Genomic DNA, 23,842 nt, shown 5'->3' on the forward strand with positions numbered 1-23,842 from the left:
CTGCCTATAATGGGAACCCCGTAGGGGCACCGAATACCGGGCCCGACGCTACGGAGAGCCACGCAGCCCACCGCGCTGCGATTTGAAAGACGAAGGGTATATCAGGAGAAAAAATGTCACGTAACATCAGCACTGAACTCGCCCCGGCAGCCATTGGTCCTTACGTGCAGGGCGTTGATCTGGGCAGCATGATCATCACTTCCGGCCAGATCCCGGTCGATCCGAAAACCGGCGCCGTTGCCGACGACGTTGCCGCTCAGGCTCGCCAGTCGCTGGAAAACGTTAAAGCGATCGTTGAAGCCGCCGGCCTGAAAGTGGCCGACATCGTGAAAACCACGGTTTTCGTGAAAGATCTGAACGACTTCGCTACCGTTAACGCCGCTTATGAAGCTTTCTTCACCGAGCACAGCGCGCCGTTCCCGGCCCGTTCCTGCGTTGAAGTGGCCCGTCTGCCGAAAGACGTGAAAATTGAAATCGAAGCCATCGCCGTTCGTCGCTAATACCGCGACCACGCGCCCAACGGTCAGCCCAGGCTGGCCGTTTTTATTTTTAGTATTTTTATTATTTCAATTATTTTATAACGATAGACCTATCCTCCCCACATTTACAATTCCGCATTAAAAATACGTCTATAATTATTTTCGCCCGGCCAGGCTATGATTTCTTGTGATTTATTAACCAGACTAATTATCTCAGGAGAATATCCCATGGCTCAAAGCATATTGGATTATTTTATCCAACAGGTCACTTATTCCCCCGAAGCACTGGCGATCGTCAGTGACGATCAACGTATTACCTACCGACAGTTAAATGAAGCCAGCAACCAACTCTGCGGTCAGTTGCAACGGCAGGGCGTTAGCCCCGGTGATAACGTGCCATTAGTCGCGCTGCGCACGCCGGAATTGCTGATAGGTATCCTGGCGATTATCAAAGCTGGAGCAAGTTATATCCCCATCGATGCCCGATATCCTGAAAAAAGAATTCTGGATATTGTCAGACAAAGCGGGTCAAAAGTAATCATATTGAGTAACTTATCAATTACTTTTGAAATAAATAACCCCGATGTGAAAATCATTGCCATTGATAATATTACATCAGATAAACTGGTGCCTTTTGAATTAATAAATCCCAAGAGTGATGCAACGGCTTATATTATTTTCACCTCTGGCACTACCGGCAAGCCCAAGGGAGTGATGATTGAACATCATTCACTGTTGAATATTATTCTCTGGCATAATCAAAAATTCGCCATGAGCCATGAAAGCCGTTCCACGCTGATAGCCGGTATCGGCTTTGATGTGGCCCAGTGGGAAATCTGGGCAGCATTGCTCAGCGGCGGCACGCTATATTTGCCGCAAGAAGAGACCCGACTGCAGCCCTCTGCCCTGCTCAACTTCTTCGCAGACCACCAGATCACCCATGCATTCGTGCCCACGGTGTTGGTGGCTGAAATCGTCGGCGCGCCACAGCCAGAAAACCTGGCGCTGCGCTACCTGTTTACCGCCGGGGAAAAACTCAACCCGATCGATCTCCGTGGAGTGAGTTACCCCTTGGTGGATTACTACGGCCCCACTGAAGCGACCATCTTTGCCACTTGGAATCGGGTCACTTGTGCAACACAAAACACGGCCGCGACTATCGGTCGACCGGTGGCAGACACCGAGATCTTCATTCTCGACGATCATCTGCAACCGGTGAGTGGCCAACAGGCTGGCGAGCTTTATATCAGTGGCCGTTGCCTGGCTCGTGGTTACCTGAATGACCCACAGCTCACCGCAGAAAAGTTTATTACCCCGGTGCATTTTGCCGGTAAACGCCTCTACCGCAGCGGCGATCGGGCACGCTGGCTACCGGATCAACGCATTCAATACCTCGGGCGTCTAGACGACCAGATCAAAATCCGCGGTAACCGCGTGGAACTGGGCGAAATAGAAAGCGTTATGGTGCAGGTTGCGGGAGTGAAGGCGGCTGTCGCTATCGCCACCCAACCCCAGGATCCTGCAAACAAACAGATTGTGGCGTTTCTGGCGGCTGACAATGACGACGGCGAGTTGGTCGAACGTGTGAAGCAGCAGCTGAAAGAAATGTTACCTTCATACTTCCTGCCCGCCAGCTTCCTGGTGATGGAACGCATGCCGATCAATGCCAATGGTAAAACCGATAAGGCCGCGCTGTTGGCCCTTTCCCACACGGATCAGCCTCCGGCAGCAGAGACGCTGACCGGCAGCCGGCAGATCATTGCCGCTATTTGGAGCCAGGTATTGGGGACGGCGAATATCCGCGCCGAAGACAACTTTTTCGACATCGGCGGCCATTCACTGCTGGCAGCAAAGCTGGCGACGGCCATCGATAACAAAATCGGAGTCAAAGTCTATGTGCGCGATATTTATGAATATCCGACGATAAATCGTCTGTCGCAGGCGCTGGATGAACGCAGCGGCCATGTACTGCCGACGGTGGACAGCGAACCGGTACGTGCTCTGCAAGACGATGTTTGGCTGCCTGCAGATATCACCATCAACCCGGATTATGATGTGCGACAGGTCAGCGACCCCAAAGCCATTTTGCTCACCGGCGCCACCGGCTTTGTCGGTGCGCATCTGCTGGCAGAGTTGCTCGCCACAACCCGTGCCGAGTTGTATTGCCTGGTGCGGCAGCGTAGCCGGATATCCCCGCAGCAACGACTCAACGAGATCCTGAATCGCTATCAGATTACTTTATCCGCCGAGCAGTACGCGCGCGTCCATCTGATCCCCGGTGACGTGGCCGAGCACGATTTCGCCCTGTCACCTGAGCACTTCCGTGAACTCAGCCAGCGGATCGATATCATTTATCATTCGGCAAGTGCGGTGAACTTTATCCAGCCCTATTCTTATATGAAACGCGATAATGTGCAGGGCCTGCGCGAAATCATTCGTTTTGCCGCGTACCGACGCACCAAACCACTGATGTTGATGTCGACGATTTCGGTCTACAGCTGGGGGCACTTGCATACCGGCAAACGGGTGATGCTGGAAAGTGACGACATAGATCAGAACCTGCCGGCGGTGATCACCGATATCGGCTACGTCCGCAGCAAATGGGTAATGGAGAAAATTGCCGATCTGGCGGCATCGCAAGGCTTGCCGCTAATGACCTTCCGTCTGGGGTACGCCACCTTCCACAGCCGAACCGGCGTCAGCGCCAGCTACCAATGGTGGGGACGGCTAGTCAAAACCTGTATCACCAGCGGCACCCTGCCGGTGTTGCAAGACCTGCGCGAGGGCCTGACGACGGTGGACTATATGACCCAATCCATTGCCCATATCACTCGCAACCCTCAGGCGTTAGGGAAGAAATTCAACCTGATCCACCAGCACCAGAATAACCTGACGCTGCAAGCCTTCTTCCGCCTGCTGGAGCGCGAGTGTGGCTACCGTTTCCGACAGCTGCCTTTCGATCAATGGCGAGCACAGTGGGAACACGACGCTAATGCACCGCTCTACCCGTTGCTCAGCCTGTTCAGGGACAATATGGTGAATGGGCAATCGACGGTGCAGCTCTACCAAAATACCTACCAATGGGATTGCAGCAACCTGCAGCATTTCCTGCGGCACAGCGGGATCGAAGAACCACGGTTTACCCGGCAAATGCTACTGAATTATCTGCGGCAGTCTATCGGCACTTCGCAGCAAGCATTGCAGGTATAAATACCAGGGCGGGTCTTCAGGGCCCGCCCGCGTCCTTTGCCCGGTGAGTTGCGCCATCACTGCTCATAGTCAACCCACACGCGCCGCAGTTTTGCCCCGTTTTAAGGCAGCGCCCGCTTTGGTTGCACCCAAAGCGGGCCATTTCCTGCCGCGAGCCGGCGTTTTCGCGCCATTTTCGCCCCTTTATCACCTTGGCACATTTTATGCTGGTTCTGTATACAGCCTGCAATGTCGACGAGGTGATGATGCTAAATATCGATCTGTCTGCTTCACCGTTTTTTGATGAGATGCTTCTGGCTGAGGGTAAGCACCGGGGTCACTACGAGGCTTACTGGCATTGGCTGCAACAGGCTGACCAAAAGGCCATTCAACGCAAGAGGGAAGAGGCTGCACTGCTGTTTCACCGGGTGGGGATTACCTTTAACGTTTATGGTGAGGATGATGGCGCTGAGCGCTTGATTCCGTTCGACAGCGTACCGCGCATCATACCCGCCAGCGAGTGGGCGATGCTCGATCGCGGTATCCGCCAGCGCGTACAGGCGCTTAACGCCTTTCTGCACGATATTTACCATCAACAACACATTCTGAAAGCCGGGATCATTCCGGCGGAACAGGTGCTGGCCAACGATCAATATCAACCCTGCATGCAAGGGGTCGATCTGCACCGCAATATTTACGCGCACATTGTCGGCGTGGATATGGTGCGCAACGGTGACGGCCAGTATTACGTGCTGGAAGACAACCTGCGCACCCCGTCCGGCGTTTCCTATATGCTGGAAAACCGCAAAATGATGATGCGCCTGTACCCGGAGCTGTTCGCTCAGCAACGCATCGCGCCGGTGGAGCGCTACCCGTCGCACCTGCTGCAAACCCTGCGTGAAAGCTCGCCGATCAACGATCCTACCGTGGTGGTGCTGACGCCGGGCCGTTTCAACAGCGCCTACTTCGAACACAGCTTCCTGGCGCAGCAGATGGGGGTTGAGCTGGTGGAAAGCGCCGACCTGTTCGTCAAGGACGGGGCGGTCTTTATGCGTACCACCGCCGGGCCTTGCAAGGTGGATGTGATCTACCGCCGGGTGGACGACGCCTTCCTCGATCCGCTGGCGTTCCGCCCGGATTCGATGCTCGGCGTGCCGGGCCTGCTGTCGGTATACCGCGCCGGCAACGTGGTGCTGGCCAACGCCATCGGCACCGGCGTGGCCGACGACAAGTCAATTTATCCGTACGTGCCGGACATGGTGCGTTTCTACCTGCAGGAAGAGCCGATCCTCAATAACGTGCCCACCTGGCAATGCCGCCACAAGAATGAACTGTCGTACGTGCTGGCGAACCTGGAACAGATGGTGGTGAAGGAGGTGCACGGTGCCGGCGGCTACGGCATGCTGATCGGCCCGGCGGCGACCAAAGACGAAATCGCTCACTTCCGCAGCCTGCTGCTGGCCAAGCCGCATAACTACATTGCGCAAAATACGCTGGCGCTGTCGACCTGCCCGACCTTCGTCAACGACGGCCTGGCGCCGCGACATATCGATTTACGGCCGTTCGCCCTCAGCGGCGCGGAAATCCGCCTGGTGCCAGGCGGCCTGACGCGCGTGGCGCTGGCGCAAGGCTCACTGGTGGTCAACTCGTCGCAAGGCGGGGGAACCAAGGATACCTGGGTGTTGGAGGACGACGCATGCTGAGCCGAACTGCCAGTGAACTCTATTGGATGGCCCGCTATCTGGAGCGGGCGGAAAGCATCGCCCGGGTGCTCGACGTCACCAACAAGCTGTCGATGATGCCGATCCGCGACAGCGAGGATCAGGATCTGCAGGTACCCCTCAATCTGACCAGTACCGGACAGCTGTATGCCGCCGCCTACCCCGACCTGACGATGGCCAATCTGGTGAGCTTTTTTGCGCTCGACAGCCGCAACCACAGCAGCATTTACAGCTGTCTGCAAATGGGCTGGAACAACGCCCATGCGGTGCGCGGCAGCCTGTCTTCCGAGGTCTGGGAATGCATCAACGCCACCTGGATCGAAATGAAGCTGATCCGCCGTCAGGGCATAGGGTCAGTGGGCGCGGATGGCTTTTTCGACTGGGTGAAGGAACGTTCTCACCTGTTTCGCGGTGCGATGTTCGGTACCTTGCTGCGCAGCGACGCCATGTGCTTTATCCGTCTCGGCACCCTGCTGGAGCGCGCAGACAGCACTGCCCGTCTGTTAGGGGTCAAGAACTCGCTGATGGACAGCGACGGCGACCCGGTGCGCGAATATTACCGCATGGACACGCTGTTGCGGGCAGTGAGCGCACGCGAAGCCTACCACAGCATCTACAAGCAGCAGCTCAGTCGGGACACCATTGCCGAACTGATGATCCTGCGTAATGAAATCCCCCGCTCCCTGCTGGCCTGCGTCGGCGATCTGGTGCAACAGCTGGAGCAAATTGGCGGCAACAGTGCCAATCAGCCGCGCCGGCTGGCGCATACGCTGCACGCCGAGCTGCGCTTTAGCAGCATGAAAGATCTGAACAAGGTCGGGTTGAACGACTGGCTGGACGCGTTTCTCGGCCAGATTGGCGGCATCGCGGAGAGCATCCATCACACTTATCTGGAGGCGCAATGAAACTGAACATTGAGCACAACACCCACTATACCTATGCCCAGCAGGTGCAGCGCAGCACTCAGTATCTGCGCCTGACGCCGCAGGATTCGGAGCATCAGCGCATCATTTCATGGCAGTTGACGCTGCCGGAAGATGCGGTGTGCACCACCGATGCCTTCGGCAACGTGCTGCACGTGCTGACGCTGGATCACCCGCACCAGGCCATCAGCATTCAGGCCCACGGCGTGGTGGAAATTGAAGACGGTGCCGAAGATCAGGTGATGGGGCATTTGTCGCCGCTGGTCTTCCTGCGCCACAGCCCGCTGACCCAACCCGACAGCGCGATCCAGGCCTTCGCCCTGCGCTACTACCAACCGCAGGCGGTGCTGGACGGGCTGGAAAATCTGATGGGCGAGCTGCTGCTCAAAATGCCGTACACCCCAGGGTCAACCAGCGTCACCGACAGCGCGGCCCAGGCATTCGCAACCGGCACCGGCGTCTGTCAGGATCATACCCACGTATTTTTGGCCTGCTGCCGCAGCCTGAACATTCCGGCGCGCTATGTCAGCGGTTATCTATATAGCGAGGACTCGGCCCACGTCGCCACCCACGCCTGGGCCGAGGCCTGGGTCGACGACCGCTGGCACAGCTTTGACGTCACCAACAATACCCGCCTGCCGAATCAACACCTTAAGCTGGCAGTGGGCATCGACTATCTCGACGCCTGCCCGGTACGCGGGATGCGGCTCGGCGGCGGCTGCGAGAACATGCAGACCATCGCCGAAGTGCAGATGATGCCAACCGGCCAGTAGCCTCTTGCCGAAAACCAGGGTTTACGGCACGCTGGCGGTTGGCGGCGTGCCAGTATCGTTTTGAGGGATTGTGGTATGACCTATTGTGTGGCCATGCGCTTGTCTTCCGGGCTGGTCTTTGCTTCCGATTCGCGCACCAATGCCGGCGTGGATCATATTTCCACCTTCCGCAAACTGCATGTGTTTCAGCAGGACGGTGAACGCATGCTGGTGTTGCAAAGCGCCGGCAACCTGGCGACCACTCAGAGCATCATCAGCCTGCTACAGCGCCGCAGTAAAGATCCCGAACGCCTGAACCTGCTGAACGCTCCGAGCATGTACGAAGCCGCCACGCTGGTGGGCGAAACGGTGCGGGAAGTGATCCAACGCGACAGCGAAGCCCAGCAAAGCGGCAGCACGACCGATTTCAGCTGCAGCCTGCTGCTCGGTGGCCAGATCAGCGGTGAAGAGATGCGGCTATTCCATATTTATCCGCAGGGTAATTTTATCGAGGCCACCCGCGATACGCCCTATTTCCAGATTGGCGAAAGCAAATACGGCAAACCGATTATCGATCGGGTACTGACCTACGACACCCCGCTGGAACAGGCGATGCAGTGCGCGCTGATCTCTCTGGATTCGACGCTGCGCAGCAACCTGTCGGTCGGCCTGCCGCTCGACGTGATGATCTACCCGCGCGACAGCTTTAGCAGTGCGCAGCAGTACCGTATCACCGAAGATCACCCGCATTTTAGCGCCATCCGTAAAGGCTGGGGCGAAGGGCTGGTCAGTATTTTCAAACAGTTGCCGCCGCTGCAACTGTAGGTTTTGCGGGCTCAGCATGCTGAGCCCCTACACATGCTGAGCGCTACATATACTGACTTACCTCATTCGATAGCGCTGGCGCGCAAAAGCGCTTCCAGCGGATAGACCGCCGCAATCACCACTTCGTCGCGTATCTGCGCCGCCGCGTCCAATTGCTGCTGTATCTGGGTCGCTTCTGCCTTGCTCAGCGGTTTGCCCTGTTGATAACGCTCCAACAGCATCAGCCCCAGCGTGGACAGCGCGCCGACATCCTGCGCCACCGGTGCCAGATCCTGCATCAGCCGGTTACCGGCAATCACCGTTTTTACCGGTGCGGTATTGAGCTGCCAGCGTTGTAAACGTTCGCGCAACGCCTGCGCTGCAGCACGATCGTTGCGGTCCTTCACTAACGCCGCAACCTGCATGCCCATCTCGCGCACCGCGTTGCTTTCCGCCGGCAGTGCATCGGCAAAACGGTTCAGCGGTTCGAACTGGTGATAGTTACCGGCTTTGAATTTCAGATGCTGTCGAGTGTAGTACTGGCCCGGCTCCACCGCTTCTGCCAGGGTTTGCAGCGGTGCTATCGTCACGCTGTTTGCCAACCGGGTGAACTCGCGTGCGGTTTCCGCATGCTGTTGCAACCCCACCGACACCACCGACCAGGCATCGACTGCCGCCAGCCTGCGGTACATATTATTTTCATCGGTCACGTCCTGCGCAGACCACAAGCGCTCCGCCACCGCGAACCCACGCGGCCAGAGTTTGAGATCGAGGATCGGCGCCCTGATGTTTTCCGCCCACAGCGCCGCCTCACCGCCGAGAATATTGGCCTGCTGCTTCGTCTCCGGCACCACCGGCATCTTGCTCTCCGGGATCGCCGTCAGCTTGCTGCCAGTGGTCGGGTAACGCACGTTGCCCACCAGCGTATAGCCGCTGAGCTGGTCCTGGCTCAGGGTAAATACCGGGCGGGTATCCCCCATCCAGCTGTCGAGCCGGAAGCTCACCTGCTGCGGAGAACGCCAGACGATATCGTGCATCGCACGGCGCGATTTACCGTTGAAATCGATAAAACCCCGCCAGCCCTGCTTGCCTTCAATCAGGGTAAAACTGCCTTCTACCGCGCTGCCCTTCAGCCGCGGCATGCTGAACTGCCAGCTTTGCGCCTTTTCATCCGGCTGCACCTCGGTGTCGACGCCCAGCGGCTGCGGCAGGATCTCATTGCGATAGTGATAGGCCGCGCTTTGCGGTTGATCGAGGTAAAAACCGGTAGACAGAATGCCCTGGTAACCGTCCTGTGCGCTGGCGCCGAGCGAATCCTGCCCCTGCCAGGACTGGATGACAATGCTGCGCGGCAGCGACGGATGATAGATCTCATCCCAACCCACCATCTGACGCTGATGCTGTTCGAGGATTTTCTCCAGCTTCTGATTGAAGTAGGCCTGCAGCGCATGGGTGTCCGCCAACTGGTGCTGCTGCATAAAGGCCTGAATCGTTTTGGATTGCTTCCACTGGCTGGCATCAACCTCATCACCACCAATATGCAAATAAGGATCGGGGAAGATCGCAGCCAGTTCGCCAATGATGGCGTCAACAAACCGATAAACTTCATCGCGGGTCGGATCCAGCGTCGGCAGATGCACACCCCACTTGCGCTCCATCGAATACGGGCCCGGCGCGCTCATCAATTCCGGGTAGGCCACGGCGATGCTGGAAGCATGGCCAGGCAGATCGATTTCAGGTACTACCCGGATACCGCGCGCGCTAGCGTAAGCCACTACCTGTTGCATCTGTTCGCGTGTGTAGAATTGGCCGTCACTGGCCTGCTGTTGCAGTTTAGGATAGCGCTCGGAGGCAAAGCGCCAGCCCTGATCGTCGGTCAGGTGCCAGTGGAACACGTTGAGTTTGGCCGCCGCCATGCCGTCGAGCTGACGCAGAATGTCCGCCAACGGCAGGAAATGACGTGCCGAATCCAGCAGCACACCGCGCCACGGGAAACGCGGTACGTCGATAATGCTCACCAACGGCAGGAAGGTGTTCTGCCCGTCGGTCTGCACCAATTGCAGCAGGGTTTCCATGCCGCGCAACGCGCCGAAACGGGTATTGGCTGCCAGCGTTACCCCCTGCGGCGTCACCGTCAATTTATAGCTTTCATCGCTCCCCGGCAGCGGCTGCGCCGCCACCTTATCTTTGATATTCACCTTGATGACCACGCCCGTGGCTTTTTCGACCTGCGGCACCAGGGTCCAGCCGGTTTGCAGCTCAATACGTTGGCGCCAGCGCTGCAGCGCATCGTCCAGATCGTCCCCCTGCAGGCTAATCGACAAACGGTGATCCAACACCAGCTTGCCCGCCGGCTGAGTCAGTTCAACCTGCTGCGGCCAGGGCATCAGCGGCAGATCGCCGGCCGGCTGCGCCAGCGCGCCCAGGGAAAGCAATAACGATGAAGCCAGTAGCGTATAACGCAAAGTTCTGTGCATCAGAAATTCCTCAGAGGAAAAAATATCAATTGCTCCCCCAACGAATTTCAAATTACCGCCAGGCAGCAAGCGTCTGAATCCCTGGGAGCTTAGATTTGCTAAGTGACTAGGGTGAGGACGTGCAGCCAACAACGCGGTAGTTTGAAAGGCAAAGGGGAAGACAGCTAAGCTGTAAATAAAGACTGAGCACAGGACAGATGTCCAACGACAAGGGTGAAAAGCCGGGTTGGATCACAGATGCCCCTCTTCCAGGCGAAAGAGGGGCGCAGCGATTACTGCCAGCCGTAACGGCGCACAAACCAGCCTTTCACGCACTGGGTCAGCACCATATAGCCGGTCAGGATCAGCACCAGCCACGGGAAGTAGCCGAGCGGCAATGCCTGTAGCTGCAAGAATCCGGCCAACGGCGAGAAGGTCAGGCCGATGCCGGTAACGATGACCAGCAGGGTCATCATGCACAGCGGCCATGAAGGACGGCTCTGGATAAACGGTATTTTGCGCGTGCGGATCATATGCACAATCAGCGTTTGCGACAGCAGGCCTTCCACGAACCAGCCGGACTGGAACAGCGTCTGCATTTCAGGCGTATTGGCCTTGAAAACCCACCACATCAGGCTGAAGGTCAGCACGTCGAAGATCGAGCTGATCGGCCCGAAAAACACCATAAAGCGTCCAATATCGCCGGAGTTCCAGCGTTGCGGCTGAGTAATCTGATCGTCGTCGACATTGTCGAACGGAATGGCGATCTGTGAAATGTCATACATCAGGTTCTGGATCAACAGGTGCAGCGGCAACATCGGCAGGAAAGGTAAAAAGGCGCTGGCAATCAGCACGCTGAAGACGTTGCCGAAATTGGAGCTGGCGGTCATCTTGATGTACTTGAGCATGTTGGCAAAAGTACGGCGTCCCTCGATGACCCCCTGCTCCAACACCATCAGGCTTTTTTCCAGCAGGATGATGTCCGCCGCTTCCTTGGCGATATCCACAGCGGAGTCCACCGAAATACCGATATCCGCCGCACGCAGAGCGGGCGCATCGTTGATTCCGTCCCCCATAAAGCCGACCACGTGGCCCTGCTGGCGCAATAGCTTGACGATGCGTTCCTTATGCAGCGGCGTCAGCTTGGCGAACACCGTGGTACGCGCCGCAGCCTGCGCCAGCTGTTCGTCGTTCATCTGTTCGATTTCACTGCCGCGCAATACGTGATCCGCCGCCAGCCCGACGTCTTTGCACACCTTCGCCGCCACCAGCTCATTGTCACCGGTAAGGATCTTCACCGTGACACCGCTGTTTTTCAGCGCCGCCAACGCCGGTGCCGTGCTCTCTTTAGGCGGATCGAGGAAGGCCACGTAGCCCTCGAGGATCAAATCCGACTCGTCGGCCACGCTGTATTCATGGGCCTGGGCCGGCAAGATCTTGTTGGCCACCGCCACTACGCGCAACCCTTGCTGGTTGAGATCGTCGGTGATGCGCCGAATTCGCGCCAGCAGCGCTTCGCTGAGCGGGATCACCTCATCTTCCTGCCGCACATGGCTGCAAATCGCCAGCATCTCTTCCAGCGCGCCCTTGCAGATCAGTTCGTGATATTGCGCGTCTTTGGCCACCACCACCGACATACGGCGCCGTTCAAAATCAAACGGGATCTCATCCACTTTACGGTAATGCTGCAACGCATCCGGCTGGTGGTTTTGTTCCGCGCAGCTCAGCACTGCCACGTCGAGCAGGTTTTTCAAGCCGGTCTGGTAGAAGCTGTTAAGCCAGGCGTAATGCAGCACGCGATCGCTGGCGGCACCGAACACGTCGGTGTGGCGCTCCAGCACGATTTTATCCTGGGTCAGGGTGCCGGTTTTATCAGTGCACAAAACGTCCATGGCGCCAAAGTTTTGGATAGCATCCAGACGTTTGACGATCACTTTCTGCCTGGACAGTTTCACTGCCCCTCTGGCCAGCGTTGAAGTGACGATCATCGGCAGCATTTCCGGGGTCAGCCCCACCGCCACCGACAGCGCAAACAGCGCCGCTTCCCACCAGTCACCCTTGGTGTAGCCGTTGATCAACAAAACGATCGGCGTCATCACCAGCATAAAACGGATCAGCAGCCAGCTGACCCTGCTGATGCCGGTCTGGAAAGCGTTCGGCTGTTCATCCTGGCTGATGACCCGCTGCGCCAACTGGCCAAAGTAGGTGCCGCCGCCGGTACCGATCACCATCGCCAGCGCGGTGCCGCTGACCACGTTGGTGCCCATAAAGCACAGGTTCTGGCACTCCAACGGATCTTCTGCCTGTTCACGCAGCTCGGCGATTTTCTCTACCGGAAGAGATTCGCCGGTCAACGCCGCCTGGCTGATAAACAGATCCTTGGCCGACAGCACGCGCAGATCCGCCGGGATCATATCTCCTGCCGCCAGTTTGATGATGTCACCCGGCACCAGTTGAGAGATCGGCAGTTCAAGATGTTCGCTTTTCCCGGACAATGCGTCGCTGCGGATCACCGTGGCGGTGTTGCTGACCATCGCCTTCAGCGCGTCCGCCGCCCGATTGGATCGCGCTTCCTGAATGAAGTTCAACAACGTGGAGATCACCACCATCAGTGCGATCACCAGTGCGCCCGTCAGATCTTCCGTCGCGTAAGAGATCATGCCAAGCGCGGTCAGCAGCAGGTTGAACGGGTTGCGATAGCAGTGCCACAGGTGCTGCCACCAGGCTTCTTTTTGCTGATCGTCGATGACGTTCTCGCCGCAGCGTTCGCGCACCCGCTCAGCCTCATGGGCAGTGATGCCTTCCGGGTGGCTGTGAAAACGCAGATACAGATCGGTGACGTCGGCAGCGGCGCATTCCAGCCGCTGCTGTGCCAATCCGGCGGGCAACCCTTGCGCTTTGCCGCCAAGGCTGTCCAACAGGCTATCGCGGTGCACCAAACGGCGCGGTAAATTGCGGCTGAGCATGCCCAACAGCTGACGGGGAATATTTTTCAGTTTCATTATTTTGCACCTCGTCGCCCATTGCCTCCCGGCAGCGGGTGAACGCGGGATCGCACCCAACCGGGCTTTTGGATGTGCCAAAAAGCCTCTGCCGGGGCAGATCCTGTTTTTTTAAAAGCAGCAGGAGCGAACGACGGGCGTGCGCTACCGGTTACCGTTTACTTCACCGGTAAAACAGCAGCGCAAAGCGAGCAGGTTTTACCGGATCACCGAGTGGGTGTCTAACGGGGTCGGATCGGGATCCATACGGGTGATAACCTCCGGTAAATGAAAAGATCGAACGACAAGAGCGGCCGTTCAGCGCAGCACATAAATCCCTGCATAGCGTCAAGATCCGTTGCGGAAAATAAGCTATGCTGACGGGCATTCAGCGTAGGCCGCCAGTCTACGCCTTTTAACCTCAACGAAAAGTAAACCATGCAAAACCGGCTGACCATCAAGGACATCGCACGCCTGAGCGGCGTAGGCAAATCCACCGTATCACGCGTGCTGAACAACGAAGGCAGCGTGAGCCCGCAAACCCGCGAACGGGTGGAAGCAGTGATCCGTCAGCAGGGGTTCACCCCGTCCAAATCGGCGCGCGCCATGCGCGGCCAGAGCGATAAAGTGGTCGGCATCATCGTTTCCCGTCTCGATTCGCCGTCAGAAAACCAGGCGGTACGCACCATGCTGCCGCTGCTGTATCAGCACGGTTTCGACCCTATCGTGATGGAAAGCCAGTTTGAAACCCGGCTGGTGGAAGAGCATCTGCATGTCCTTCAACAGCGCAACGTCGACGGGGTGATCCTGTTTGGCTTCACCGGCCTGACGGCGGCCATGCTCAGCCCATGGCAAGAAAAGATGGTGGTGCTGGCGCGGGAATATGACGGTTTTTCCTCGGTGTGCTACGACGACGACGGTGCCGTACGGCTGTTGATGGAACGCCTGCAGCAGCAGGGGCATCGCCATATCAGTTATTTGGGGGTACAACTGTCGGATGCCACCACCGGTTTGCGCCGCCACCAGGCCTATCTGGACGCCTGCCGCCAACGGGGGATTTCCCCCCATGTGGCCTTGGGTGAATTGAGTTATCAGAGCGGCTTCCAGCTGGCTGCCTCAGCCATCGAACCACAGACCACCGCGCTGGTGTGCGCCTCCGACACCATCGCCCTTGGCGCCATCAAATACCTGCAACAGCAGCATATTGCGCCGCTGCAGGTGTGCGGCATCGGTAACACCCCGTTGCTTAACTTCTTGTTTCCCGAAACGTTCTCGGTCGATCTCGGCTACGGCAGCGCCGGACTGCAGGCTGCGCAACAGCTGCTGGGACAGCTCAGCAGCGAACAGGGTATCCGCCAGATCATCGTGCCAAGCAAACTCGCCTGACGGCGGGTTTATTGCATCATTTGTAGGCAGTCTTCAAGGCCGCCCTTCGTAACCATCCCAGTAGGTGGCCACGGCGGAATCCAGCAATATCTGGCGTTGTTTCTGCGGGTTATCCACTGAATATTGCTGATTGATAAATCGCCCTTTCTTCCCCATGTCACTGAGGAATTCTGGGCTGCGGAAATAGGCTTCCTGCTGCTGTGCCTGTTGCTGCGTTAAGCCCTTGGCCCGATCGGCTTTCCCCATCTTGTAGAACTGGTCGAAGAACGGAATAGACGCTTTTATCGAGTCTGGGATTTGGGTTCGCATTTCGGGGGAGAAATCTTCACGTGCCAACTGATAAACCGCATGTTTAGCGTGGCGTTCCGGGCTACTTTTTTGACTGGTACAGGCGCTCAGGAGCAGCGCGGTAAAGACAAAAAGCAGTCGAGGCAATGTCAAAGTCATCATTCTTCCTTGAAAAAAGTCCGTGGTAATAGCACTCGTATAGCGTATTGGTTTTGAAAACACAGGCGTGAGTGCCGCTGATTTCAATCAACTTATTGATTGTTAAGGCTGACAGTATAGCCAGCGTTGCATCAGTTCAAGATAATATTACGGAATGTTTCGCCCCGCTCTCAAATTTCCCCTGTTCAACAAGTGGTCATTTTTTTATCGTTTTGTGATCCTCGCCCCAAACCGGGAACGTTCCCATTCCATAAAAAAAGCGAAATGACTAAGCTTTGATCATCACTCCAACAACACCTCTGCGGCAGTCTCATACCAAGAAAGGTATCTAATAATGGGCAAAGTAAAACAGCAGGATATCGATCGCCTGATTGTGCTGGTGGGCGGGCGCGAGAATATCGCCACCGTCAGCCATTGCATTACCAGGCTGCGTTTCGTTCTCAACGACACAAGTCTTGCCAAACCAAAAGAAATCGAAGAGCTGCCAATGGTCAAAGGCTGCTTCACCAATGCCGGGCAGTTCCAGGTAGTGATTGGCCCGGAGGTCGGTGATTATTATCAGGCGTTGATTGCCACCACCGGCGTCAACGAGGCCGATAAAGAACAGGCCAAGGTGGCTGCGCGCCAGAACATGACCTGGAGCGAGCGCGCTATCTCCCACTTCGCCGAAATCTTCTTCCCGCTGCTGCCAGCGCTGATCAGCGGCGGTTTAATCCTCGGCTTCCGCAACGTGATCGGCGACATCCCGATGTCCGGCGGCCAAACGCTGGCGCAAATGCACCCGGCGTGGAAAACCATTTACGACTTCCTGTGGCTGCTCGGTGAAGCCATCTTCATGTTCCTGCCGGTCGCCATCTGTTGGTCAACGGTGAAAAAAATGGGCGGCACGCCGGTGCTTGGCATCGTGCTGGGCGTCACGCTGGTGTCGCCGCAGTTGATGAACTCCTATCAGCTCGGCCAGCAGATCCCGGAAGTGTGGAACTTCGGCTGGTTCACCATCCAGAAAGTCGGCTATCAGGCGCAGGTGATCCCGTCCATGCTGGCCGGTATGGCACTGGGCTGGATTGAAACCCGTTTGAAAAAGATCGTGCCGGATTACCTGTATCTGGTGGTAGTGCCGGTCGTTTCTCTGCTGCTGGCGGTGTTCCTGGCGCACGCCTTTATCGGCCCGTTCGGCCGCATGATTGGCGATGGCGTAGCCTGGGCGGTGAAAGCCGTCATGACCGGCAGCTTCGCGCCGATTGGGGCCGCGCTGTTTGGTTTCCTGTATGCCCCGCTGGTGATCACCGGCGTACATCAGACCACGCTGGCCATCGATATGCAGATGATCCAGAGCATGGGCGGCACGCCGGTTTGGCCACTGATTGCTCTGTCCAACATTGCGCAGGCATCTGCGGTGCTGGGTATCATCATCGTCAGCCGCAAGGCCAACGAACGTGAAATCTCGGTCCCGGCGGCAATCTCCGCCTACCTTGGCGTCACCGAACCGGCAATGTACGGGATCAACCTGAAATACCGTTTCCCTATGCTGTGCGCGATGATCGGCTCTGCCTTCGCCGGGCTGATCTGCGGCCTGGACGGCGTGATGGCCAACGGCATCGGCGTCGGCGGTTTGCCGGGCATCCTGTCGATCAAACCTCAGTTCTGGATGATTTACACGGTGGCGATCCTGGTGGCGGTGATTATCCCGCTGGTCCTGACCATGATGGTTTACAAACGCAAAGCCAGCCGCGGTGAGCTGCCGGTCTGATTAAAATGTAGGGGCCCGGCATGCCGGGCCCGTTGTCACGATTTAAAGGTATGACTATGAGCAATCCAATCCCCTGGTGGCAAAACGGCGTCATCTACCAAATCTACCCGAAGAGTTTTCAGGACAGCACCGGTAACGGCTACGGCGATCTGGCCGGTGTGACCCAGCGGCTGGACTATCTGCAGGAGCTGGGCGTCGATGCGATCTGGCTGACGCCGGTTTATGTCTCCCCACAGGTCGATAACGGTTATGACGTGGCGGACTACTGCGCCATCGATCCGGCCTACGGCACCATGGAGGATTTCGACCGACTGATTGCCGCCGCCCACCAGCGCAGCATCCGCATCGTCATGGATATGGTGTTCAACCACACTTCAACCGACCACCCGTGGTTCAAAGCTTCGCAAGAACCGAACAGCCCTTTCCGCCAGTTCTACGTCTGGCGCGATGGCGAAGGTGATACCCCGCCGAACAACTGGCGTTCCAAATTTGGCGGTAATGCCTGGCAGTGGCATGCCGACAGCGGCCAGTATTACCTGCATCTGTTTGCCACCGAGCAGGCCGATCTCAACTGGGAACACCCGCCGGTCCGCGAAGAATTGAAGAAAGTGTGCCAGTTCTGGGCCGACAAAGGCGTCGACGGCCTGCGCCTCGACGTGATTAACCTGGTTTCCAAACAGCAGGATTTCCCGTCCGATCCCCAGGGGGACGGTCGCCGTTTCTATACCGACGGGCCGCGTATTCATGAGTTCCTGCAGGAAATGAGCCGCGACGTGTTCCAGCCGCGCGGCTTGATGACCGTGGGCGAAATGTCCTCCACCACCCTGGAGCATTGCCGGCAGTACGCTGCGCAAAGCGGTGAAGAGTTGTCGATGACCTTCAACTTCCATCATCTGAAAGTGGACTATGCCGGCGGCGAAAAATGGACGCTGGCGGCGCCGGATTACGTTGAACTGAAACAGATTTTCCGCCACTGGCAGCAGGGCATGCACAACCAGGCCTGGAATGCGCTGTTCTGGTGTAACCACGATCAGCCGCGCATCGTTTCGCGCTTCGGCGATGAAGGCGAACTGCGAGTACCGGCCGCCAAAATGCTGGCGATGGTGCTGCACGGCATGCAGGGCACGCCTTATATTTATCAGGGCGAAGAGCTCGGCATGACCAATCCCGGCTTTAGCACCATCGGGCAGTACCGCGATGTGGAAAGCCTGAACATGTACGCCGAGCTAAGCTCCCAGGGCAAAAGTGACGCCGAATTGCTGGCGATCCTGGCCACTAAATCGCGCGATAACGGCCGCACGCCAATGCAGTGGAGTGCCGCGCCCAACGCCGGTTTCACCCAGGGAACCCCGTGGATTGGCTGTGCGGAAAACTACCCGCAAATCAATGCTGAAGCGGCACTGGCCGATCTGGACTCGGTGTTTTACGCTTACCGTCAGTTAATCACCCTGCGCAAGCAGTATCCGCTGTTGACCCACGGTGACTATCAGGATCTGGCCCCCAACCATCCGGCGCTGTGGTGCTACCAGCGCCGCTGGAACGGCCAACGCCTGCTGGTGGCGGCCAACCTCAGCCGTGAACCGCTGCCCTGGCAGGCGGAAGGCGTGGAACCTTCAGCGTTGTGGCGTCCGCTGATGAGCAATTACGCCGATGCGCCTACGCAACCGCAGGCTATCACCCTGCGCCCGTTCGAAGCGGTGTGGTGGTTGTTAGAGGACTAACCCCCCAGGGCGCGGCCTCAGGCTGCGCCCTACTCTTTTTTCAACAGAGCCACCACTCCGGCGGCCTCTTGCGCCAGACGCTCATCGCTCATATCAAAGACGCCCTGCACCAGATGCGGCGGCAGGTAATCCATGCCGGTCAGGTTGGCCATCGCATGGAACGGACGCAGCAAATCCTCGACCGGATAGCGGTTATACCCTTCCGCCGTATAGGCCTGCTGATTGCCGCCGGTGGTGACCACCAGTTGCAAGGGCTTGCCATGCAGTTGGGTACCTTCACTGCCGTAGGCGAAACCGTGGGTTAATACCGCATCCTGCCACTCGCTGAGAATCGCCGGTGAGCTGTACCAATAGAACGGGAACAGCATCACCACCGCATCATGGTTTTGCAGCAGCTCTTGCTCACGCGCCACGTCGATTTGATAGTCCGGGTAAGCACGCATCAGTTCGTGGACAGTGACGTTAGGCAAAGGACGAAGCGCTTCGATCAACGCTTTGTTGATGCGTGATTCGTCGGGAAAACGGTGGGCGGTCAACACTAAAATACGCGACATAAAGGATCCTTGATTAAGATTTGATAACGCATTTTTCCATTTCCAGCGCCGCGGGTGTAGGCTGTGAATCGTCACTTCAATTTCAACTGAAAGTATCAACCACTATGTCGCTGCCCTTTGACGTGCACCGCCTGCTGCCAGCCTTTCTCGCGGCCGCCCAGGCACAGAATTTCTCCGCCGCCGCGCGCCAACTGGGCGTCACCCCGGCGGCAATCAGTAAAAATATTCGCGTGCTGGAAGAAAAACTGGCGCTGCGGTTGTTCCAGCGTAATACCCACAACGTGGTGCTCACCGACGAAGGTAAGGCGCTGTTGCAGCAAGTCGCACCGCTGTGGCAGGCGCTGTCCGCCACGCTGGAAACTGCCGGTAGCGCGCAGCAGGCACCTTCCGGCACGGTGCGCGTCAGCATGATCCCCGGCTTCGGCCGCCAGATCCTGATGCCGTTGATCCCGCAATTCCTGGAACGTTATCCGCAGATCGATCTCGATCTCTCACTGGATGCCCGCGTGGTTAATCTGGTGGGCGAAGGATTTGACGTCGGCATCGGCAGCCGGGTCGATCCCGACAGCCGGCTGGTGGCGCGGCCACTGTATCCGATGCAGATGGTTCTGGCGGCCTCGCCCGGCTATCTTGCGCAGCACGGCACGCCGCAGGATCCTGACGATCTGCTGCAACATAATTGTCTGCTGCACCGTAACCCGGCCACCGGCCGCAGCGTAAAATGGCCGTTGCATCGACATGGCGAAGCCAAAACGCTGGAGCTGCATGGCCGCCTGGTGGCCAGTCGGCCGGAGATGTTATTGGATGCGGCACTGGCTGGCCTGGGCATCGTCTGTCTGGCGCGTTGGTATGCGGAGCATCACTTTGCGCAGGGTACCCTGCTGCCGGTGCTGGCAGAATGCTGGCCGCAGCCAACCCAACTGTGGTTGTACTATGCCTCGGCCGATCTGCCCCCGCGAGTGCGCGTCTGGGTTGAGTTCCTGCTCGAACATTTCCACTCTCGTCCGGCCTGAGCATTCAGGCCAAAATTAACGTCTGTACAGCTTACGCGCGCTCTTTCATTTTCTTTGTCCTACGTCAAAAGAACCCCATCAACATCTATATATAGTGCATTAAGAAACGACAACAACTATATATAGTAGTTATCCACAAAATCATCCACACATCGTCTCAGCCCTTGCGTGCTGCGGCATGGCCCTGTGGATAAGCTGAAATCATACCGATGCCCGCTAGCTTTCAGGCTGAAATCTGCAAGGCAGGGCATCAACGCTCCCTCGGGGAACAAGGAGTAACAACGTGAAACCAGTAGTGATTAAACGGGACGGTTGTCAGGTACCTTTTGACGAGGCACGTATTGGGCAAGCGATCGAGCGGGCCGCGCTGGCCGTGGGGATCGTCGATGCGGACTACTGCGCAACCGTCGCCCGCGTAGTCGCTCAACAGATATCACAGCAGCCGCGCGTCGATATCCATGAAATCCAGCGGGCAGTGGAAAACCAGCTTATGGCCGGCGAATACAAGCAGCTGGCGCGGGCCTATATTGAGTACCGTCACGATCGCGACGTCGCGCGTGAACTGCGTGGACGGTTGAACCAGGAGATCCGCGGCCTGGTCGAGCAAAGCAACGTAGCGTTGCTCAATGAAAACGCCAATAAAGACAGCAAGGTGATCCCCACCCAGCGCGATCTGCTGGCCGGGATCGTCGCCAAGCACTATGCCAAGCAGCACATCCTGCCGCGTGACGTGGTGCTGGCCCATGAGCGAGGCGAGATCCACTACCACGATCTCGACTACTCGCCATTCTTCCCGATGTTCAACTGCATGCTGATCGACCTGAAGGGCATGCTGACCAACGGCTTCAAGATGGGTAACGCCGAGATTGAACCCCCGAAGTCGATCTCCACCGCTACCGCAGTGACCGCGCAAATCATCGCGCAGGTGGCCAGCCATATTTATGGCGGCACCACCATTAACCGTATCGACGAGATCCTGGCGCCGTTCGTCACCGAAAGCTTTAACAAACACCAGCAGGTCGCCGAACAGTGGCAGATCCCTGACGCGCAAGGCTATGCCATGGCGCGCACCGAAAAAGAGTGTTACGACGCCTTCCAGTCGCTGGAATACGAGGTCAACACCCTGCACACCGCCAATGGCCAGACGCCGTTCGTCACCTTCGGTTTCGGGCTGGGGACCTCTTGGGAATCACGCTTGATCCAACGTTCTATCCTGAGTAACCGCATTGCCGGGCTGGGCAAAAACCGTAAAACGGCGGTATTCCCTAAACTGGTGTTTGCCATCCGCGACGGCCTGAATCATCAGTACGGCGATCCGAATTACGACATCAAGCAGTTGGCGTTGGAGTGCGCCAGCAAACGCATGTACCCAGACATACTCAATTACGATCAGGTGGTGAAAGTCACCGGCTCGTTCAAAACGCCGATGGGCTGCCGCAGCTTCCTCGGCACTTACGAAGAAGAGGGCGAGCTGGTACACGATGGTCGCAACAATATCGGCGTGATCAGCCTGAACCTGCCGCGTATTGCGCTGGAGGCCATGGGCGATGAAAGCCGCTTCTGGGATCTGCTGGATCAGCGCTTGCTGCTGGCGAAAAAAGCGCTGATGACGCGCATTGCCCGGCTGGAAGGTATCAAGGCGCGCGTGGCCCCTATTTTGTATATGGAAGGCGCCTGCGGCGTACGCCTGAAGGCAGACGACAACATTGCCGAGATCTTCAAGAATGGCCGTGCCTCTATTTCGCTGGGTTACATCGGTCTGCATGAAACCATCAACGCCCTGTTCGGCAACGAACAACACGTATACGACGATGAAACGCTGCGCGCCAAGGCGATCGCCATCGTTGCGCACCTGCGGGCCGCCACGGAAAGTTGGAAAGCCGAGACCGGTTACGGCTTTAGCCTGTACAGCACGCCAAGCGAAAACCTGTGCGATCGCTTCTGCCGGCTCGATACCGCCGATTTCGGCGTGGTGTCTGGCGTGACCGACAAAGGCTATTACACCAACAGCTTCCACCTCGACGTAGAGAAAAAGGTCAATCCTTACGACAAGCTGGATTTTGAAGCCCCCTATCCGCCATTGGCCAACGGCGGTTTCATCTGTTACGGCGAATACCCGAACCTGCAGCACAACCTGAAAGCGCTCGAAGACGTGTGGGATTACAGCTACAGCCGCGTGCCCTATTACGGCACCAACACGCCCATCGATGAATGCTACGAGTGCGGTTTTACCGGAGAATTCTCTTGCACCAGCAAGGGCTTCACCTGCCCGAAATGCGGTAACCACGAGCCATCCAAGGTCTCCGTCACCCGCCGGGTGTGCGGCTATCTCGGCAGCCCGGACGCCAGGCCGTTCAATGCCGGCAAGCAAGAAGAGGTGAAACGCCGGGTGAAACACCTGGGGAACGGGCAGATCGGCTGAAGCAAAGATCGTCAAGCCTGCTGAGCATACGTCTGTTCACCGGGCGTGATTGTCGCCGCCAATTTACCCTCGGCCAGCGCGGGAGAAACGGAGCGTACACGCAGTACGTGAGTATTCAGAGCACTGCCCGGGGGGAAAATGGCAAGTAAAATAGCCAGATGGGCAGACCTCGCATGAATTATCACCAGTATTACCCCATTGATGTCGTCAACGGCCCCGGCACCCGTTGCACGCTGTTTGTTGCCGGCTGCGTGCACCAGTGCCCTGGCTGCTACAACAAAAGTACCTGGCGGCTTAACTCCGGCCAGCCGTTTACCCAGACGATGGAAGATCAGTTGATTGCCGACCTGAACGATACGCGCATTCCGCGCCAGGGGCTGTCGCTGTCCGGTGGCGATCCCCTGCACCCCGCCAACGTCACGGCGGTGCTGCAACTGGTGAAACGGGTGCGTGCCGAATGCCCGGGCAAGGATATCTGGCTGTGGACCGGCTACCGGCTGGCGGAGCTGGATGCGCAGCAAATGCAGATAGTGGACAGGATTAACGTGTTGATTGACGGAAAGTTTATGCAGGACTTAAAAGATCCGGCGCTGATTTGGCGCGGCAGCGCTAATCAGGTGGTGCATAAGCTGCGTTAGTTCTCTATGTCGGGGAATTTCTCTCGTTGATGAGCAACGGCTAAAACCTTAATCACGTCGTCGACAACAACGTATAAAACTAATAACGAAGCCTGGCTGACCAATAACTTACGCGCCTGTCTGTACCAAATTTTACCGAGTTCAGGGTAATCCAACAGGCGCTTCACTGCCTTATCAATCTCAGCATCAGCCTGCTCAGCAGCCTGTGGATTAAAAGGATAGAGAAAATCAAAAATACGTTCCCTGTCCCGTAGCGCTTCTTCATCCCATTCGACACGCATAACGATCCTTATTTTCGGTCGTATTTCGCTCGGACTTTTGCCTTAAAGGCATCCATGCTTTCATCAACCTGTTGTTGGTCAAGATAGACCGCACTTCCTTCATGCAAACGGGCAAAAGCGGCATCAACCTTTTCTTTCAACCAATTTTCATGTTGCTCAGTGGCCCGTTGCTCATCCGCCATTTGCTCAGCCAAACGTCGACACGCCTCACTCAAAGTGATCCCCTTGGCTTCTGCGGCTTTCTGCGCCAAACGTTTAGTCTCATCCTCAATGCGAAACTGGATACGGCTTTCCATCTTGATACTCCTGCATTCGCTCAATATTT

18 protein-coding genes are annotated in these 23,842 nt (G+C 57.3%); 12 read left to right on the top strand and 6 right to left on the bottom strand.

Annotated features, from left to right (window positions below; translation table 11 throughout):
- Positions 1 to 113 precede the first annotated feature (113 nt).
- The 6 genes from ridA (at position 114) to AC1RKC_RS19165 (ending at position 7,889) form a co-directional block, all read left to right on the top strand.
- Positions 114 to 500, top strand: a complete 387-nt coding sequence (gene ridA / locus AC1RKC_RS19140; RefSeq protein ID WP_044554008.1) for a 2-iminobutanoate/2-iminopropanoate deaminase — start codon at positions 114 to 116, stop codon at positions 498 to 500.
- A gap of 207 nt (positions 501 to 707) precedes the next feature.
- Entirely contained in the window at positions 708 to 3,689 is a 2,982-nt protein-coding gene (locus AC1RKC_RS19145) for a non-ribosomal peptide synthetase (RefSeq protein ID WP_493092688.1), read from the top strand.
- A 245-nt stretch (positions 3,690 to 3,934) separates the two neighbouring features.
- A complete protein-coding gene (locus AC1RKC_RS19150) occupies positions 3,935 to 5,371 on the top strand; it encodes a circularly permuted type 2 ATP-grasp protein (protein ID WP_041415185.1) in 1,437 nt (478 codons plus the stop codon).
- Positions 5,365 to 6,294 (top strand): alpha-E domain-containing protein, encoded by a 930-nt coding sequence (locus AC1RKC_RS19155; protein WP_020824999.1) that lies wholly within the window; start codon positions 5,365 to 5,367, stop codon positions 6,292 to 6,294. The genes AC1RKC_RS19150 and AC1RKC_RS19155 overlap by 7 nt, the downstream gene beginning before the upstream one ends.
- A complete protein-coding gene (locus tag AC1RKC_RS19160; protein WP_046374624.1) occupies positions 6,291 to 7,085 on the top strand; it encodes a transglutaminase family protein in 795 nt (264 codons plus the stop codon). Before AC1RKC_RS19155 ends, AC1RKC_RS19160 begins: the two co-directional genes overlap by 4 nt.
- A 75-nt stretch (positions 7,086 to 7,160) precedes the next feature.
- Positions 7,161 to 7,889 carry a proteasome-type protease gene (locus AC1RKC_RS19165; protein WP_020824997.1) on the top strand — a complete coding sequence of 243 codons (729 nt, stop codon included), beginning with the start codon at positions 7,161 to 7,163 and terminating at the stop codon, positions 7,887 to 7,889.
- Positions 7,890 to 7,951: 62 nt separating this feature from the next.
- On the opposite strand, the gene AC1RKC_RS19170 is transcribed toward AC1RKC_RS19165, so the two are convergent.
- On the bottom strand, positions 7,952 to 10,345 hold the full coding sequence (locus AC1RKC_RS19170; RefSeq protein WP_261135903.1) for a beta-N-acetylhexosaminidase: 2,394 nt from the start codon (positions 10,343 to 10,345) through the stop codon (positions 7,952 to 7,954).
- Positions 10,346 to 10,617: 272 nt separating this feature from the next.
- Entirely contained in the window at positions 10,618 to 13,326 is a 2,709-nt protein-coding gene (gene mgtA / locus AC1RKC_RS19175; RefSeq protein ID WP_142816053.1) for a magnesium-translocating P-type ATPase, read from the bottom strand.
- 417 nt (positions 13,327 to 13,743) lie between these two features.
- Between mgtA and treR the strand changes: the two genes are divergently transcribed.
- On the top strand, positions 13,744 to 14,691 hold the full coding sequence (treR, locus tag AC1RKC_RS19180; protein WP_261135907.1) for a trehalose operon repressor TreR: 948 nt from the start codon (positions 13,744 to 13,746) through the stop codon (positions 14,689 to 14,691).
- 33 nt (positions 14,692 to 14,724) lie between these two features.
- On the opposite strand, the gene AC1RKC_RS19185 is transcribed toward treR, so the two are convergent.
- The gene (locus AC1RKC_RS19185; protein WP_392455117.1) at positions 14,725 to 15,138 is read right to left on the bottom strand and encodes an Exc2 family lipoprotein; all 414 of its coding nucleotides are present in this window, start codon (positions 15,136 to 15,138) and stop codon (positions 14,725 to 14,727) included.
- A 334-nt stretch (positions 15,139 to 15,472) separates the two neighbouring features.
- On the opposite strand from AC1RKC_RS19185, the gene treB reads away from it, so the two are divergent.
- Positions 15,473 to 16,888 carry a PTS trehalose transporter subunit IIBC gene (gene treB / locus AC1RKC_RS19190; protein ID WP_020824992.1) on the top strand — a complete coding sequence of 472 codons (1,416 nt, stop codon included), beginning with the start codon at positions 15,473 to 15,475 and terminating at the stop codon, positions 16,886 to 16,888.
- Positions 16,889 to 16,944: 56 nt separating this feature from the next.
- A complete protein-coding gene (gene treC, locus AC1RKC_RS19195; RefSeq protein ID WP_493092687.1) occupies positions 16,945 to 18,609 on the top strand; it encodes an alpha,alpha-phosphotrehalase in 1,665 nt (554 codons plus the stop codon).
- Positions 18,610 to 18,638: 29 nt separating this feature from the next.
- Here treC and AC1RKC_RS19200 read toward each other — a convergent pair whose 3' ends face one another.
- The gene (locus tag AC1RKC_RS19200; protein ID WP_048762834.1) at positions 18,639 to 19,163 is read right to left on the bottom strand and encodes an NAD(P)H-dependent oxidoreductase; all 525 of its coding nucleotides are present in this window, start codon (positions 19,161 to 19,163) and stop codon (positions 18,639 to 18,641) included.
- Between the two features lie 104 nt (positions 19,164 to 19,267).
- Here AC1RKC_RS19200 and AC1RKC_RS19205 point away from each other — a divergent pair, with 104 nt between their 5' ends.
- From AC1RKC_RS19205 to nrdG, 3 genes are all read left to right on the top strand, one after another.
- Positions 19,268 to 20,176, top strand: coding sequence for a LysR family transcriptional regulator (locus AC1RKC_RS19205; protein ID WP_020824989.1), 909 nt, complete (start codon positions 19,268 to 19,270; stop codon positions 20,174 to 20,176).
- A gap of 283 nt (positions 20,177 to 20,459) precedes the next feature.
- A complete protein-coding gene (gene nrdD, locus AC1RKC_RS19210; protein WP_020824988.1) occupies positions 20,460 to 22,598 on the top strand; it encodes an anaerobic ribonucleoside-triphosphate reductase in 2,139 nt (712 codons plus the stop codon).
- Positions 22,599 to 22,771: 173 nt separating this feature from the next.
- Positions 22,772 to 23,236 carry an anaerobic ribonucleoside-triphosphate reductase-activating protein gene (nrdG, locus tag AC1RKC_RS19215; RefSeq protein ID WP_493092686.1) on the top strand — a complete coding sequence of 155 codons (465 nt, stop codon included), beginning with the start codon at positions 22,772 to 22,774 and terminating at the stop codon, positions 23,234 to 23,236.
- Here the strand turns inward: nrdG and AC1RKC_RS19220 are convergent.
- Together AC1RKC_RS19220 and AC1RKC_RS19225 are read right to left on the bottom strand one after the other, a co-directional pair.
- Positions 23,233 to 23,517: a type II toxin-antitoxin system RelE/ParE family toxin gene (locus AC1RKC_RS19220; RefSeq protein ID WP_020824986.1), complete on the bottom strand. Its 285-nt coding sequence runs from the start codon at positions 23,515 to 23,517 to the stop codon at positions 23,233 to 23,235. The two genes, nrdG and AC1RKC_RS19220, sit on opposite strands and share 4 nt — an antisense overlap.
- Positions 23,518 to 23,525: 8 nt before the next feature.
- Positions 23,526 to 23,813: a type II toxin-antitoxin system RelB/DinJ family antitoxin gene (locus AC1RKC_RS19225; protein ID WP_020824985.1), complete on the bottom strand. Its 288-nt coding sequence runs from the start codon at positions 23,811 to 23,813 to the stop codon at positions 23,526 to 23,528.
- Between the last annotated feature and the right edge of the window lie 29 nt (positions 23,814 to 23,842).

The sequence above is a fragment of the Serratia sp. GW822-FHT06E05 genome, assembly GCF_058799445.1.

Bases quoted from the DNA above. Each gene is read 5' to 3' on its own strand.
- ridA (WP_044554008.1), top strand. From the start codon at position 114: ATGTCACGTAACATCAGCACTGAACTCGCCCCGGCAGCCATTGGTCCT.
- AC1RKC_RS19145 (WP_493092688.1), top strand. From the start codon at position 708: ATGGCTCAAAGCATATTGGATTATTTTATCCAACAGGTCACTTATTCC.
- AC1RKC_RS19150 (WP_041415185.1), top strand. From the start codon at position 3,935: ATGCTAAATATCGATCTGTCTGCTTCACCGTTTTTTGATGAGATGCTT.
- AC1RKC_RS19155 (WP_020824999.1), top strand. From the start codon at position 5,365: ATGCTGAGCCGAACTGCCAGTGAACTCTATTGGATGGCCCGCTATCTG.
- AC1RKC_RS19160 (WP_046374624.1), top strand. From the start codon at position 6,291: ATGAAACTGAACATTGAGCACAACACCCACTATACCTATGCCCAGCAG.
- AC1RKC_RS19165 (WP_020824997.1), top strand. From the start codon at position 7,161: ATGACCTATTGTGTGGCCATGCGCTTGTCTTCCGGGCTGGTCTTTGCT.
- AC1RKC_RS19170 (WP_261135903.1), bottom strand. From the start codon at position 10,345: ATGCACAGAACTTTGCGTTATACGCTACTGGCTTCATCGTTATTGCTT.
- mgtA (WP_142816053.1), bottom strand. From the start codon at position 13,326: ATGAAACTGAAAAATATTCCCCGTCAGCTGTTGGGCATGCTCAGCCGC.
- treR (WP_261135907.1), top strand. From the start codon at position 13,744: ATGCAAAACCGGCTGACCATCAAGGACATCGCACGCCTGAGCGGCGTA.
- AC1RKC_RS19185 (WP_392455117.1), bottom strand. From the start codon at position 15,138: ATGACTTTGACATTGCCTCGACTGCTTTTTGTCTTTACCGCGCTGCTC.
- treB (WP_020824992.1), top strand. From the start codon at position 15,473: ATGGGCAAAGTAAAACAGCAGGATATCGATCGCCTGATTGTGCTGGTG.
- treC (WP_493092687.1), top strand. From the start codon at position 16,945: ATGAGCAATCCAATCCCCTGGTGGCAAAACGGCGTCATCTACCAAATC.
- AC1RKC_RS19200 (WP_048762834.1), bottom strand. From the start codon at position 19,163: ATGTCGCGTATTTTAGTGTTGACCGCCCACCGTTTTCCCGACGAATCA.
- AC1RKC_RS19205 (WP_020824989.1), top strand. From the start codon at position 19,268: ATGTCGCTGCCCTTTGACGTGCACCGCCTGCTGCCAGCCTTTCTCGCG.
- nrdG (WP_493092686.1), top strand. From the start codon at position 22,772: ATGAATTATCACCAGTATTACCCCATTGATGTCGTCAACGGCCCCGGC.
- AC1RKC_RS19220 (WP_020824986.1), bottom strand. From the start codon at position 23,517: ATGCGTGTCGAATGGGATGAAGAAGCGCTACGGGACAGGGAACGTATT.
- AC1RKC_RS19225 (WP_020824985.1), bottom strand. From the start codon at position 23,813: ATGGAAAGCCGTATCCAGTTTCGCATTGAGGATGAGACTAAACGTTTG.